The 13,326-nt window shown below is 73.8% G+C and carries 12 protein-coding genes; 8 read left to right on the top strand and 4 right to left on the bottom strand.

Going from position 1 to position 13,326, the window contains the following annotated elements; genetic code table 11:
• The first annotated feature begins 15 nt into the window (after positions 1 to 15).
• The 6 genes from G1H19_RS11545 to G1H19_RS11570 all read left to right on the top strand — a co-directional run bounded on the left by G1H19_RS11545 (position 16) and on the right by G1H19_RS11570 (position 7,327).
• Entirely contained in the window at positions 16 to 1,155 is a 1,140-nt protein-coding gene (locus G1H19_RS11545; RefSeq protein ID WP_152731050.1) for a hypothetical protein, read from the top strand.
• A 190-nt stretch (positions 1,156 to 1,345) separates the two neighbouring features.
• Positions 1,346 to 2,251 (top strand): NAD-dependent epimerase/dehydratase family protein, encoded by a 906-nt coding sequence (locus tag G1H19_RS11550; protein ID WP_152731051.1) that lies wholly within the window; start codon positions 1,346 to 1,348, stop codon positions 2,249 to 2,251.
• A gap of 222 nt (positions 2,252 to 2,473) precedes the next feature.
• Positions 2,474 to 3,412 carry a LysR family transcriptional regulator gene (locus G1H19_RS11555; RefSeq protein WP_162392169.1) on the top strand — a complete coding sequence of 313 codons (939 nt, stop codon included), beginning with the start codon at positions 2,474 to 2,476 and terminating at the stop codon, positions 3,410 to 3,412.
• A 146-nt stretch (positions 3,413 to 3,558) separates the two neighbouring features.
• Complete coding sequence (locus G1H19_RS11560) at positions 3,559 to 4,740, top strand: sugar ABC transporter substrate-binding protein (protein WP_152731052.1); 1,182 nt, start codon at positions 3,559 to 3,561, stop codon at positions 4,738 to 4,740.
• Positions 4,740 to 6,296, top strand: a complete 1,557-nt coding sequence (locus tag G1H19_RS11565) for a sugar ABC transporter ATP-binding protein (RefSeq protein ID WP_152731053.1) — start codon at positions 4,740 to 4,742, stop codon at positions 6,294 to 6,296. The genes G1H19_RS11560 and G1H19_RS11565 overlap by 1 nt, the downstream gene beginning before the upstream one ends.
• Positions 6,293 to 7,327 carry an ABC transporter permease gene (locus G1H19_RS11570; protein ID WP_152731054.1) on the top strand — a complete coding sequence of 345 codons (1,035 nt, stop codon included), beginning with the start codon at positions 6,293 to 6,295 and terminating at the stop codon, positions 7,325 to 7,327. Before G1H19_RS11565 ends, G1H19_RS11570 begins: the two co-directional genes overlap by 4 nt.
• A 15-nt stretch (positions 7,328 to 7,342) precedes the next feature.
• Here G1H19_RS11570 and G1H19_RS11575 read toward each other — a convergent pair whose 3' ends face one another.
• Positions 7,343 to 7,939, bottom strand: coding sequence for a TetR/AcrR family transcriptional regulator (locus G1H19_RS11575; protein ID WP_152731055.1), 597 nt, complete (start codon positions 7,937 to 7,939; stop codon positions 7,343 to 7,345).
• Positions 7,940 to 8,022: 83 nt separating this feature from the next.
• Here G1H19_RS11575 and G1H19_RS11580 point away from each other — a divergent pair, with 83 nt between their 5' ends.
• Positions 8,023 to 9,546: an MFS transporter gene (locus tag G1H19_RS11580; protein WP_152731056.1), complete on the top strand. Its 1,524-nt coding sequence runs from the start codon at positions 8,023 to 8,025 to the stop codon at positions 9,544 to 9,546.
• A gap of 90 nt (positions 9,547 to 9,636) precedes the next feature.
• Here G1H19_RS11580 and G1H19_RS11585 read toward each other — a convergent pair whose 3' ends face one another.
• Positions 9,637 to 10,530, bottom strand: a complete 894-nt coding sequence (locus G1H19_RS11585; RefSeq protein ID WP_152731057.1) for a LysR family transcriptional regulator — start codon at positions 10,528 to 10,530, stop codon at positions 9,637 to 9,639.
• A gap of 37 nt (positions 10,531 to 10,567) precedes the next feature.
• Between G1H19_RS11585 and G1H19_RS11590 the strand changes: the two genes are divergently transcribed.
• Complete coding sequence (locus G1H19_RS11590) at positions 10,568 to 11,686, top strand: hypothetical protein (protein WP_152731058.1); 1,119 nt, start codon at positions 10,568 to 10,570, stop codon at positions 11,684 to 11,686.
• Between the two features lie 66 nt (positions 11,687 to 11,752).
• Here the strand turns inward: G1H19_RS11590 and G1H19_RS11595 are convergent, their stop codons facing one another.
• Both G1H19_RS11595 and G1H19_RS11600 read right to left on the bottom strand, forming a co-directional pair.
• Entirely contained in the window at positions 11,753 to 11,998 is a 246-nt protein-coding gene (locus tag G1H19_RS11595) for a hypothetical protein (protein ID WP_152731059.1), read from the bottom strand.
• Between the two features lie 65 nt (positions 11,999 to 12,063).
• The gene (locus tag G1H19_RS11600) at positions 12,064 to 13,305 is read right to left on the bottom strand and encodes an ANTAR domain-containing protein (protein WP_152731060.1); all 1,242 of its coding nucleotides are present in this window, start codon (positions 13,303 to 13,305) and stop codon (positions 12,064 to 12,066) included.
• Positions 13,306 to 13,326 lie beyond the last annotated feature (21 nt).

A 13,326-nucleotide genomic window follows, 5' to 3' on the forward strand; every position in this document is an offset into this window, starting at 1 on the left:
AGGGAGGACCAGCGCGTGGACGGTGAACGGATGCTGGTCAACTTCTTCTACGCCCAGCCCGTCGGGCACGCCATCGAGGCGCTGTACCACGCCCAGGGGCACGCCCTGGCCGTGCCCGGCCGGCAGGTGTCCGTGGCGCTCAACGCGGCGACGGCGACGGAGCTGGCCGGGTACTGCCCGTTCGTGTCCGCCACCTACCGGATCGAGCACCCGTTCCTGGAGCCGTGCGCCGACTCGGCGTCCCGCCTGGCCGGGCTGCCGCGCGACTGGGACTGGGTGGTCGACGACACCCGGCGCCACCAGCCCCTGCAGTACGAGCTGTTCCCGGGGATGCGCGACTACTACACGGCGTCCGACACGCACCTGCGGGCCGCCGTCAGCCGCTCCGTGGTCGGCGCCGAGCGGGCCGGCTACCTCCGGCACCAGCAGCTGCGGCTCGAACTGCCGGCCGACGCCCGGGCCGCCGCGGTCCGGCGGCTGGACACCGGCCGGGCACCCCGGATCGCGCTGATGCCGGCCGGTTCCAGCGACGCCTCGCTCTACCCGTCCCCGGGTTCGTGGCTGCTGGTGCTCGACGCGCTGGCCGACGCCTTCCCCGGCGTCCAGATCGCCCTGGTGGGCCGGACGGCGCGCGACGAGCGGACCAGCACCGCCCTGGACGCCGACGGCCTGGCGAGGCTGCGGGGGCACCGGTCGGCACCGGTGGACTGCTTCGACCTGCCGCTCGCCGAGCAGCTGGCCGTCGTCGAGGCCTGCGACGTGTTCCTCGCCCCGCACACCGGGTTCGGCATGGCGGCGCTCGCCGTCGGCACGCCCTGGCTGTCGCTGTCCGGGGGCAGGTGGTTCGAGTACTGGTTCAACCACATCCCGTTCCGCTCGTTGCTGCCGGACCCGGACCGGTACCCGAGCTTCACCCAGTTCGACCCGGCGGCGATCGTCGTCGACGGCGACGAGGGGCCACGGACGCCGAGCATGACCCGGGCGCGGATCCGCGCGGACCTCGACCGGCTCGTGGCCGCGGCGCGGGAACTGGTGGCCGGCTCGCTGCCCTACGAGCGGGCCCTGGCGGAGTACTTCTCCGACCTGCGCGACGTGCACGGCGGCGACACCTCGGCGCTGTGGTCGATCGACTTGGTGCACCTCGACCACCTGTGACCCCCGCCGGGCGCGGGGAGACGGCGACCACGGGCGGCCGCGGCTGGAGCAGGGGCGCTGCCGGGTCCACGGCACGGCACACCGAGACGAGGTCCCGCCTGCGTCCCGTCCCCGCGCTCCGCGCGGTCGCCGTACCGCCCGCACGGTCCCCGACGGGCGTCGGACGGCGGTCGCTGGCAGGGTGCAGGGCATGGCCGACCCCACTCCCGTCGTCGTCGTCACCGGTGCCAACGGCCTGGTGGGCGCAGCGGTCTGCCGGGCACTCGCCGAGCGGTCCGCCCAGGTGCGCGCCGTCGTCCGCCGCGCCGGCACGGCGCCGCCGCTGCCCGGGGTCACCGAGCACGTCGGCGACCCGGCCGACGAGGACCTCGCCCGCACGGTCACCACGGGCGCCGACGCCGTGGTCACCACGGTGCACCCGATGGGCTCCTCCCGGCAGGTGCAGCACCAGGTGGGCGTCGAGGGCACGCAGGTCCTCGCCCGGGCAGCCCGGGACGCCGGCGTCGGCCGGCTCGTGCACGTGTCCACGGCCGGCATCTACGACCGCTCCGCCGGCATCGGGGACGTCGCCGAGGACGGGGCGCTGCTGCCCGAGGGCAGCGATGACTACCCGGACACCAAGCAGGCCGCCGACGCAGCGCTGGCCCGGATCGGCGGCCTGACGACCGTCCTCGTCCGCCCGCCGGCCATCCTGGGTGCCGGCGACACGTCGGTCTGGAACACGCTGCGCCCGCGGCAGCTGCGGGACGGGGACCGCCGGAGGAACCCGGCGGAGACGTGGGCCTGGGTGCACGTGGAGGACCTGGCGTCCTTCCTGGCAGACGTCGCCACCGGTGCCGTCGCGAGCGCCGACGACCCGGACCGGGGTCCGGTGGCCGGCGGCACGACCCCGGTGATCGTGGCGGGGGAGCCGGCGACGTGGCGGGACTACCTCGGCACGGTCGGCGAGGCACTGGGCGTCGAGGCCGAGTGGACCGACGAGCCGGTCTGGACCGGGCAGCTGCGCACCGACCGCGTCCGCGCCTGGGGCTGGACGCCGCGGGTGCAGCTCGCCGCCGCGCTGGACGAGCTGCGCCGGGGCCTGGCGGGCACCTGACGCCGCACTGCCGGCGGCCGGGTCCAGGGGTCCTGGCTGGTCCCCGGGGAGTCGGTCCACCGCGGCGACGACCCGCGCCTGCGGGCCCGGCGTGTTCCGCCGGGTCCGGGACGATCGGCCCGGCTGGACCAGCGTTCGGAGCGCCGGTCGGCCCGGAGAGGCCTGACGCGCAGGCAGACTCCTGGTGTCCGACCCGATGTCCGGCGTCCTACAGGGGTGCGTGTGCGCGAACTGAAGTCCCTCGACCTGAACCTGCTGGTCTCGCTGGACGCGTTGCTGCGGGAACGGAGCGTCACGCGCGCGGCTGACCGGCTCGGATTGAGCCAGCCGTCCCTCAGTGCGGCGCTCGCGAAACTGCGCCGGCACTTCAGGGACGAACTCCTCGTCCGCCGGGGCAACCAGTACGAGTGGACCCCGCTCGCCGTGCAGCTGAACGAGCGGGTGACGGTCGCCCTGGACGGGGCCTCGCGGGTCTTCGCCGTCCAGCCGGACTTCGACCCGTCCACGGCCGTCCACCAGTACACCCTCCTGTCCTCCGACTACTCCCTGGCCGTCCTCGGGCAGGTGATCGCCGGACTGCTGGCCGAGCGGGCACCCCGCATCAGCGTGCGCTGGGACCAGGTCACGACGGCGGCGGTCGACGACGCGTCCTCGAGTCTGCGTGCCGTGGACGGTCTCATCGTCCCGCGCGGGTTCATCACCGCAGTCCCGCACCAGGACCTCTACGTCGACGAGTGGGTGTGCGTGGGGGCGGTCGACAACCCGCTGGTCGGGGACTCCCTGACGTTCGAGGACCTGGGGCGGCTCCCGTGGGTCCTCACCTTCCACGACCGGACGGCCTACAGCGCACCCGCCCAGCAGATGCGACTGCTCGGCATCGAGCTCAACGTGCAGATGGTGATCCACGGCTACCTGGCCGTCCCGCACCTGCTGGTCGGCAGCAATCGGTTGGCGCTGCTGCAGGGCCACCTGGCGCGGCAGGTCGCGGGTCCCGGCTCGGGACTGCGCGTGCTCACGCTGCCGTTCGAGCCGGTGGCCCTGGTCAGCGCCCTGTGGTGGCACCCGATGTACGAGCGCGACCCACAGCACATCTGGCTCAGGTCGCTGCTCGCCGAGGCCGGCACGCTGCTGACGGCTGCCCAGCACCATCAGATCGACTGATGTTGATCATCAGCACTTCGATCTACACCGCTGTGCCTCGGATCACTACTTTCCGCTCATCGGTCCTGCACCGGTGACAGGACTTCCCCTGCCGCGCTGATCTGGAACGTGGCACTCCCGAGGAGATGACAGTGCACAGTCCCATCGTGCCCGCCCCCCGACTGACTCGGATGCGGAGAGTTCTCGCCGTCCTGGCCGTCGCCGCGCTGGCGACCGCCTGCGGGGCGGGTGAGTCCGCCGACACGGCGGCCGGCGAGCCGGCCGGCTCGTCCAGCGCCGCGGGCGGCGAGCAGGGCGTCGACGCCCTGCAGGCGTGGTACGACGGGACGGCCGAGCAGCCGCCCACGACCTCTCCCGCCCCGGTCGCCGGCAAGGAGGTCTGGGTCGTCACCTGCGCGCAGGCCTCGCTCGGCTGCAAGCTCGGCGGGGACGCCGCCGTCGAGGCGGGCACGGCGCTGGGCTGGAAGATGGAGGTCTGCGACGGGAAGTTCAACGCCGGCGGCGCCCAGGGCGCCTGCCTGCGCCAGGCGCTGTCCGCCGGAGCAGACGGCGTCCTCACCTTCAGCATCGACTGCGCGAACATGCAGCAGGGCCTCATCGAGGCGAGCACCGCGAAGGTCCCCGTCATCAACATCAGCGGCATCGACTGCGACGACCCGCTGCTCGGCGGGACGGACCCGCTGTTCGCCCACTCCGTGCTGCCGTCGTCGGCCTACCCGGACAACGCCACCTACCTCGAGGCCACCGGGGAGGCGCGGGCGGACTGGATCATCGCCCAGACCGACGGCAAGGCCAAGATCCTGGCGATGGACTACGAGGGCCAGGCCGGCGCCGCGCACGTCATGAAGGGCTTCGAGCGAGGCCTGGAGAAGTGCGGTGACTGCGAGGTCGTCACGATCCCGTTCGCCGGGGCCGACATCGCGACCGGCAAGCTGCCGGCCAAGTTCCAGGCCGCGCTCGTGCAGAACCCGGACGCCAACGCCGCCTACGTCACCTTCGACTCGTTCTTCCTGACCGGCATCTCGCAGACCATCGCCGCGTCGGGCCGGACGGACCAGCTGGCGGTCATCGGCGGGGAGGCGCTGCCCCCGAACGTCGAGCAGATCGCCGAGGGCTCCGGCGGCCAGGACGCCGCGGTGAGCCTGCCCTTCGCGTGGAGCAGCTACGGCGCGGTGGACGACCTCAACCGCATCTTCGCCGGTGAGCAGCCCGTCGCGCAGGGCTTCGGGTTCCAGCTCGTCGACGCCGACCACGGCATCGAGGGCGGGCAGCTCGTGGAGAAGGTCGACTTCCGCGCCGCCTACCGCGCCGCCTGGGGCGTCTCCTGATGCCCGCGCCGGACGGTGTGGCCCTGCAGGTGCGGGGGTTGTCCAAGACGTTCCCGGGGACCCGCGCACTGGCGGACGTCTCGCTCACCGTCCGGCGCGGCACCGCCCACGCCCTGCTGGGCGGCAACGGCTCGGGCAAGTCGACGCTGATCAAGGTGCTTGCCGGCGTCTACACCCCCGACCGGGGGGCCGAGCTGCAGCTGTCCGGGCGGGTCCACGACCTCGACCAGTGGTCGCCCATCGCCGCTCGCGACGCCGGGCTGCGGTTCGTGCACCAGGACATCGGCATCGTGGAGCGGATGACCGTCGCGGAGAACCTCGCCCTCGCGCGCGGCTTCCCCACCGCGGCGGGCGGTCGGGTGGACTGGCGCGCCCTGCGCCGCTACACCCAGGACCTGCTCGACCGCTTCGAGATCTCCGTCGCCCCGGACGCACCGATGGCCGCGCTGCGCCCCTCGGACCGGACCATGGTGGCCATCGCCCGCGCGCTCCAGGACGACGAGGACGGTGGCGGCGCCGACGGTGCGCCGGCGTCCGTGCTCGTGCTCGACGAGCCGACGGCCAGCCTGCCCGAGCACGAGGTCGACGTCCTGCTCGACGCCCTGCGCCGACGGGTGGCCCGCGGGGCCACGATCCTGTACGTCAGCCACCGGATCCAGGAGGTCCTGTCCCTCACCGACGAGATCACCGTGCTGCGCGACGGCCGGCGCGTGGGCACGGTCACCACGGCCGACGTCGACGAACGCGCGGTCGTCGAGCTGATCGCCGGACGCCCGGTGGAGTCCCTGTTCCCCGAGCCGGTCGGTCCCGCCGACGACGACCCGGCGCTCACGTTGAGCGGTGTCAGCGCCGGCCTGGTGCACGACGTCGACCTGCACGTCCGCAGGGGCGAGATCGTCGGCGTCGCCGGGCTGCTCGGGTCGGGACGGACCGAGCTGCTCCGTGCGGTCTTCGGTGACCTGCCACTGCGCAGCGGGAGCATCGCGGTGGCCGGGCGACCGGTGGTGCTGCGGTCCCCGCTCCAGGCGATCGAGGCCGGGCTGGCGTTCGTGCCGGAGGACCGGCGCGCCCACGCCTCGTTCCCCGCCCTCACCGTCCGGGAGAACCTGTCCGCGGCGGTGCTGCGCACCTACTTCCACCGGCTGGGCAGCCGGCGGGGGCAGGAGGTGCGCGACTCCCAGCAGCTGGTCGACCGGTTCGGCATCAGGACGGCGTCGGTGGAGACCCCGTTCGACCTGCTGTCCGGCGGCAACCAGCAGAAGACGGTGCTCGCCCGCTGGCTGCGCCGCCGGCCCGCCGTCGTCCTGCTCGACGAGCCCACCCAGGGGGTCGACGTCGTCGCGCGGGCCGACATCTACCGGCAGCTGCGCGAGGCAGCCGCCGCCGGGACGGCCGCGGTCGTCGTCGCCTCCGACTTCGACGAGCTCGCCCACCTGTGCGACCGCGTCGTGGTCCTGCGCGGCGGTCGACTGGTCGCCGAGGTCTCCGGTCCACAACTCTCCGCCGGCCGGCTCGTCGAGCTGGCCTACTCCCCAGAACAGGTGATCGGTTCATGAGCGTTGCCGACGAGAAGATCGCGCCCGGCGAGCAGGAGGCCTCCGCTTCGCCCGCGCGGAGGCGCCGGCCCTCCGTGCACGACGCCGAGCGGTTCGCGCTGCCCACGCTGCTCGTGCTGCTGCTGGTGGTCTTCTCCCTCATGCCCGAGGGCGGGGACACCTTCATCTCGCTGATCAACATCCGCACCGTCCTCAGCGAGCAGTCCGTCGTCACGCTGCTGGTGCTGGCGCTGCTGTTCCCGCTGGTCGCCGGCTACATCGACTTCTCCGTGGCCGCGGTGGCGACCCTGGCCTCGGTGGGCACCGCCTCGGCGATGTCCGACCACGACCTGCCCGTGCTCGTCGCGGTGCTGGTCGGCATCGCACTGGGGCTGCTCGTCGGGCTGGTCAACGGCGTGCTCATCGCGCGGCTGAAGCTCAACGGGTTCATCACCACGCTGGCGATGGCCACGCTGCTGGGCGGGCTGGTCCAGTGGTACACCGGCTCGGTGGCGATCGTCACCGGGATCTCGCCCAGCCTCACGGCGTTCGGGTCGCTGACCTGGTTCGGCGTGCCCCGCATCCTCTTCCTGGTCGCGCTGGCCGCCGTCGTCGTCTGGTACGTCCTGACGCAGACGCCGCTGGGCCGTCGGCTCGCCGCGGTCGGGGCGAACCCGCACGCCTCCCGGCTCGTCGGCGTCGACGTCGAGTCCGTCGCCATGCGCTCGTTCCTCATCGCCGGTGCCGTCGCCGGCCTGGCCGGGGCGATGATCGTGGCCCGCACGGGCAGCGCCACCGTGGAGGGCAGCACGTCACTGCTGTTCCCCGCCCTCGCCGCGGTCTTCCTGGGCGCCACCGCGATCACGCCGGGCCGGCCCAATGTGCTGGGTGCCGTCATCGGGGTCCTGTTCGTCGCCTTCAGCGTGAACGGCCTGACCCTCGCCGGGGTGGCGAGCTGGGTGGACCCGGTCTTCAACGGCGCCGCGCTGCTCGTCGCCATCGGGCTGTCCACCTACCTGTCGCGCAAGCGCGGGATGACGGTCAGCAGGTGAGCGCCGGGTCCCCGGTCAGTCGGCGTCCGGGGCGGTGACCAGGGCGGCGAGGGCGGGTTCGAGCAGCCGGGTGACGTCCTCGCGGGAGGCGCTCGCCAGGGGTGGGAGCTCCAGCAGGTAGCGCGCGATGGTCACGCCCATCAGGCAGGCGTTCAGCACCGCCGCCCGCAGCTCCGCGTCGTCGCCGCCGATCACCCCGGCCATCGTGCTGATCCGGTCGCACATCACGTCGTCGCGCACGGCGGTCGTCGCGCTGGGGTGGGTGAGACAGTTGCGGGCCAGGGCGAGCGCGGTGTCCCGGCCCTCCTCGTCCTCGAAGCGGTCGAGCACCTCCTCGATCGCCAGCCGCGGCACGTCGGCAGCCGACGTGCCCGGGCCCCAGACCGGCTCGTCGGGCATCCGGGTCGCGGCCGCGAACAGGGCCTCCTTGGACCCGAAGTGCTGCATCACCAGCGCCGGGTCGACCCCGGCGGCCGAGGCCACGCCGCGGATCGTCGTGCGCTCGAACCCGGCGTCGGCGAACTGCTGCCGGGCCGCTGCCAGGATGGCGGCCTCGCTGCGCTGACGGCGGTCGTCCCGAGTGAGTCGGTGAACATCTGGCGATCCGGGCATGGAATCGACTCTACGGCCGTTGAGCCGTCCGAACCTCATGGTCAACGGCTGTTGAGTCACACGAACGAAGGGTCGTCCCCGGCATGTCCTCGATCTCCGATCCCGCACGCACGGAGCCCGGCGCTCCCGTCACCGCACCACCGGTGCCCGGCGGGCGCGACGTCCGCTGGCTCGCCCTCGCCGTGCTCGCGATCAGCCAGCTGATGATCGTGCTCGACGCGACCATCGTGAACGTCGCCCTCACCGACATCCGGGACGCCGGCCTCGGTTTCACCGAGGCCAGCCTGCAGTGGGTCGTCAACGGGTACACCCTGGCCTTCGGCGGGTTCCTGCTCCTCGGTGGCCGGCTGGCCGACCGGTTCGGCCGCCGCCGGCTGTTCATGGCCGGTGCCGTGCTGTTCGCCGTCGCCTCGCTGGTCGGTGGCCTCGCGCAGAGCGAGGCCATGCTCATCGCCGCCCGCGCCGCGCAGGGCCTCGGCGGTGCCGTCATGGCGCCGGCCGCGCTGTCGCTGCTGACCGTGGTCTTCCAGGAGGGCCGCGACCGGGACCGTGCCCTGGGCCTGTGGGCCGCCATCTCCGCCGGTGGCGCCGCCGTCGGCCTGATCCTCGGTGGCGTGCTGACCGCCAACTTCTCCTGGCGGTGGGTGCTGCTGGTCAACGTGCCGATCGCGCTGGTCGCCGTCCTCGGGGCCCGTGCCTTCGTGCCCGAGAGCAGGGACGAGTCCGCGGGCAGGTTCGACGTCGCCGGTGCCGTCACGGTCACCGGTGGTCTGGTGGCGCTGGTCTACGGCCTGGTCCGTGGGGCCGAGCTCGGCTGGGCCCGGACCGAGACCTACCTGGCCTTCGCGGTGGCGGTGGTGCTGCTCGGTTCGTTCGCGGTCATCCAGGCGCGCCGCGAGCACTCGCTGCTGCCGACCCGGCTGCTGCGCAACCGCAGCGTGCTCGGCGCGGACATCGCGTCGCTGACCATCGGCGCAGCCATGTTCGCCATCTTCTTCTTCCTCGCGATCTACATGGGCGGCATCCTCGGCTACGGCCCGATCCGCACCGGGCTGGCGTTCCTGCCGATGACCCTCCTCATCGGTGTGGGTGCGGCCATCAGCTCGACGCTCATCGGCCGGGTCGGCCCCCGCCCGCTGCTGATGGGCGGGACGGCGGTGGCCGCCGCGGGGCTGGCGCTGCTGACCCGCATCGCGCCGGACTCCACCTACGCCGGCACCCTGCTGCCCGCGCTGTCGCTGGTGGCGCTGGGCATGGGCCTGGCGTTCGTGGCGCTGACCAGCGCCGCGGTCGCCGGGGTGCCCGACGAGGACAGCGGCATCGCCTCGGCGATGCTCAATGCCGGCCAGCAGGTCGGCGGCGCGCTGGGCCTGGCCGTGCTCACCGCGGTCAGCACGGCGCGCACGAACTCCATGACCCCCACGGTCGCCCCGCAGGACCCGGCGTTCCTGCAGCAGGTCAACGAGGCACTGACGTCGGGCTGGGCGCTGGGCTTCGCGGTGGCCACCGCGATCATGCTGCTGGCCACCGTGATCACCGGGTTGATGGTGCGGGTCAGCAAGGAGGACGCAGCCGACGCCGCCCGGGGCGGGGTGCACGTCGGCTGACCGATCGCACCGACGGGCCGCGGACCGACACCGGTCCGCGGCCCGTCGGCGCCGGCACGGCCTCACCTGCCGCCGGCGCCTCGTCGTCCGTCAGGGTGCGCCACCCACCGCCGCGACGACGGCATGGACGGCCGTGCTGGCGTCGGCACTCCTGCGCCACACCGCGTACACCTCCCGGGACGGCGCCGCGGGCACGGTGAGGACGGCGAGCTCCGGTCCCAGCGGTGGACGGGCCAGCCGCGGGATCATCGCGACCACCGCTCCGGCCGCGACCAGCGACAGCTGGGCCGACACGTCGTCGACGACGTGGCGCACCCGCGGGCCGCTCGGTGCGGCCGCGAACAGCCGCCGGAAGGAGGTGTGGCTCCCCGTCCCCACCGGGCTCACCACCCAGGGGTGGGCCGCGAGGTCGCCGACCTGCAGCGGGGCACCCGGGCGGGCGAGGGGGTGGGTGCGCGCCACCACGACGTCCGCCCCGTCGGTGTGCACCCGGCGACGGGTCAGGAACGAGGCCGGTGGGGGCGCCAGGTCGTCGTCGTGCACCAGGGCGAGATCGGCCTGGTCGGCTTCGACAGCGTGCAGGCCCGAGACGGGGTCTGCCTCTTCGACGTGCAGGACGAGGTCGGGGTACTGCGCCGAGAGGCGGGGCATCGCCGGCGCGAGCAGTCCCCGGATGGCCGCGGAGAAGGCCGCCACGCGCACCGTGCCGCCCGGAGTTGCCTGCCCGACCGAGCGGGCGACCTCGGCGCAGCGTTCCAGCGCCATGAACACCTCCGGGGCAGCCTCGACGAGGGCACGCCCGGCAGCAGTCAGCACCACGCCCCGCCCGGACGCGACGAGCAACGGGACTCCCACCTCGCGCTCGAGTCGCTTGATCCGCTGCGAGACCGCCGACGGGGTGTAGCCCAGCTCGTCCGCGGCGCGGACCACGGACCCGAGGACGCCGACGGCTCGCAGTGCACCCAGCGAATCGAGAGCGATCATGAAGTGATGCTAAACGGTATCGGGTGAAAAGCATTGCTTGTCGTTCCGAGATGCGCTCAACAGACTGGCCACCGAGCGGCACCCCGCCTTCCACCAGCCCGCCGAGCGAGGAGACGACCCGATGGACGACCCGGACCTGCAGCGCACCCACGTCACCGACTACGTCGCGCTGCGCGAGAAGTACCTGCACGAACGGGAGACGGCCGACGCGCTGCTCGACCTCGCCGTCGGCTCGCGCGGGTGGCGCGACTGCCACCGGCGGCTCGGTGACGGCGACGCGCTGAAGCCCTTCTCGCCGGTCCGGTTCCGCACGCGGGTCACCGACGTGGATCCACTCCTGTTCGACTGGTCCTGGAACCAGCTCGACCAGACCCAGTACCTCCACTGGTCGGTCTACCACGTCTTCGCCGAGTGGCTGATCGCCCCGGACGAGCGCGGCTTCGGGGGCATGAACGTCGGCATCCAGGAGGTCCCGCCCACGGGTGGGCCGCTGCACCACGGCGTGCTGGACGTGGTCTTCGCGACCTGGGACGACCCGCGCGCGTACTGCGCCTTCCCGATCGAGACCGAGTCCGCCATGCTCATGCGCTTCTGGGACCACGACCCCGACGCGGCGGCCTTCACGCTCCGCTCGGTGGGCCCGGTGGCGGCGCTCCTGCTCCTGTGGGACCCGGCGCCCGGAGGCGGGGTGGACATCAGCATGATCCCGCTGACCCGTGACCCCGAGCAGCAGCTCGACGACGTCACGTTCGTCGACGGGGACATCGCCACGGCCATGCCCCACGAGAACGAGGAGTGGAGCAGCTGGGGGATGGCGATCCGTGACCTGGGCCGCCGCCGGTCGTTCGACCCCACCGGCTACACGCCGGTCTGGCGGATGACCGAGCCGGGCCGTTCCGCGTCGAGCGCGGCGGCGGGCCCCGCCGCCTTCGACCGCTTCGCCGTGGACGTGCTCTCCGACGACGAGCTGGCCGGCCTGCCGTCCAGCGAGGTCCGCCGCGCGCACGACGCCCTGTGGCAGCGCTACCTCGCGGCCAAGATGCTGGCCGACGCCACGCTCCGGCACACCGTCAGGACTCCCCGGGACCTGCCCACCGCGCTGCGCGAGCTGTACGAGGACTTCCCCGTCGTCGGCAGAGCGCACGCCCTGGCGTAGTCCGACCCGGCAGGTCGCCGGGCACGTCGCCCGGTGCGAGCCTGCCGACGTGCTGGATCGCCGGCCTCACTGGCACACCGTCCAGACCTCGGCGTCGCCGGCGTCCGTGGGCAGGACCTGCGGCGGGTCCGAGCGACCGTAGACGCCCATCCAGACGGGTCCGTCGTAGACCAGCCACCCGGCGAGCAGGTGCGCGGGCACGGGAGCGACCTGGCCCGCGCGCGGCCCGCCGTCGTGCGCGACGAGCACGTGCGCCTGCCCGGGCGTCCGAGGCTCGTGGGTGCCGTCGACGCCGGGCCCCTGACGGGTCATCGGCCGACCACCGGCCGTCGGCGTCAGTGCCTGCGCGAGCCGGGCGCCGGCGTCCCGTCGCCGGCTCACAGCTGCCCGGTCCGGGCGAGTGCCTCCGCCAGGTCGACGACGGGCGTGTTGCGCTGCTGGGAGACCTGCGCGAGCACGTCGAAGGCCTGGTCGGCGGTGAGCCCGTGACGCGCCATCAGGATCCCCTTGGCCTGCCCGATGACGTCCCTGCTGGCCACGGCCCTGTGCAGCGCCCGCCTCAGCTGAGCGTTGCCCAGGCCGGTGGCCGCCCGGGCGGCGAGCTGACCGGCCAGCTCCCGTGCGTCCGTGCCGAAGGCGTCGGAGCGGTCGCTGTGCATGCTCAGCGCCCCCAGTCGTTGCCCCTCGTGCTCGAGCCGGAAGGTGAGCAGGCTGTGCGCTGCCCCGCGGGCCGCGCGTCGCGCGAGCAGGGGCCAGCGCTGGTCGGCGTGGAGGTCGCGGGTGTAGACCTCGGCCTCCGCCCGGATGCAGTCGAGCACCGGGCCCTCACCGCTGCGGCGCTGCAGTGCGGCCAGGTCGGCAGCGGCGGCGCTGCTGGACATGGTGTCGCCCTGTGACCTGCGTGCAGCCGTCGTGGTGAGGCTGCTGTGCTGGGCGCCGGGCACGGCCTGGAGGACGTGGTCGAGGACCGCGCGGCGGGTGCACTCGACATCGCCTCCCGCCCCGGCCAGCGCCCGGTCCAGCGCGACCAGTGCTGCCCTGCCGGCAGCCGCGGGGCAGCGGGACGGCGGCGGGGTCGTGGACGGTCCGGCTGCCGTCGCGGGGCGGTCCACGACCGGCGTGGGGAGCGCGCGCAGGCCCGGGTACGCGCCGGGCTGGACCGGTTCGGCCCCGGTCGCCCTCACCGCCGACAGCCGTGGACGGGTCGGCGCCGGGGTCGCGCCGTCCGGGCCGGGGGTGCTCACCAGTTCCAACCGGGCCGGCGCCGGGTCGGTGGCGAGGACCTCCTCGACGTGCCGTGCCAGTCCGACGAGCACGAGCAGCCGGGCCACCAGCCCCGGACGGCACTGCAGGACCAGCCGGGCGCCGCGGGCGCTCCTCGTCCTGCTGGTCCTCAGGAGGCAGGCCAGCCCCCGCGCGTTGACGAAGGTGACCTCCCGCAGGTCCACCGTCACCGACTCCGGCCAGGCGTCCCACGCCTCGGCCAGGGCGGCGGTCAGCACCGACTCACTGCTGTGGTCCAGCTCGCCGACGACCGTCACCGTGGTGAGACCCGGCTCCTGCACGTGCACGGCGACCGAGACGTCCTGCGCCCGGTCCACCACCTGGGTACCGCTCATGACCCGTCCCCTCGATCGAGG

This window comes from Goekera deserti, from assembly GCF_010685995.1.
In the GTDB taxonomy this organism is placed as follows: Bacteria; Actinomycetota; Actinomycetes; order Mycobacteriales; family Geodermatophilaceae; genus Goekera; species Goekera deserti.

What these genes read in the sequence shown, in the direction of transcription:
- G1H19_RS11595 (WP_152731059.1), bottom strand. Translation starts at nt 11,998, where the DNA reads ATGACCCGTCAGGGGCCCGGCGTCGACGGCACCCACGAGCCTCGGACG.
- G1H19_RS11600 (WP_152731060.1), bottom strand. Translation starts at nt 13,305, where the DNA reads ATGAGCGGTACCCAGGTGGTGGACCGGGCGCAGGACGTCTCGGTCGCC.
- G1H19_RS11575 (WP_152731055.1), bottom strand. Translation starts at nt 7,939, where the DNA reads ATGCCCGGATCGCCAGATGTTCACCGACTCACTCGGGACGACCGCCGT.
- G1H19_RS11580 (WP_152731056.1), top strand. Translation starts at nt 8,023, where the DNA reads ATGTCCTCGATCTCCGATCCCGCACGCACGGAGCCCGGCGCTCCCGTC.
- G1H19_RS11570 (WP_152731054.1), top strand. Translation starts at nt 6,293, where the DNA reads ATGAGCGTTGCCGACGAGAAGATCGCGCCCGGCGAGCAGGAGGCCTCC.
- G1H19_RS11585 (WP_152731057.1), bottom strand. Translation starts at nt 10,530, where the DNA reads ATGATCGCTCTCGATTCGCTGGGTGCACTGCGAGCCGTCGGCGTCCTC.
- G1H19_RS11565 (WP_152731053.1), top strand. Translation starts at nt 4,740, where the DNA reads ATGCCCGCGCCGGACGGTGTGGCCCTGCAGGTGCGGGGGTTGTCCAAG.
- G1H19_RS11550 (WP_152731051.1), top strand. Translation starts at nt 1,346, where the DNA reads ATGGCCGACCCCACTCCCGTCGTCGTCGTCACCGGTGCCAACGGCCTG.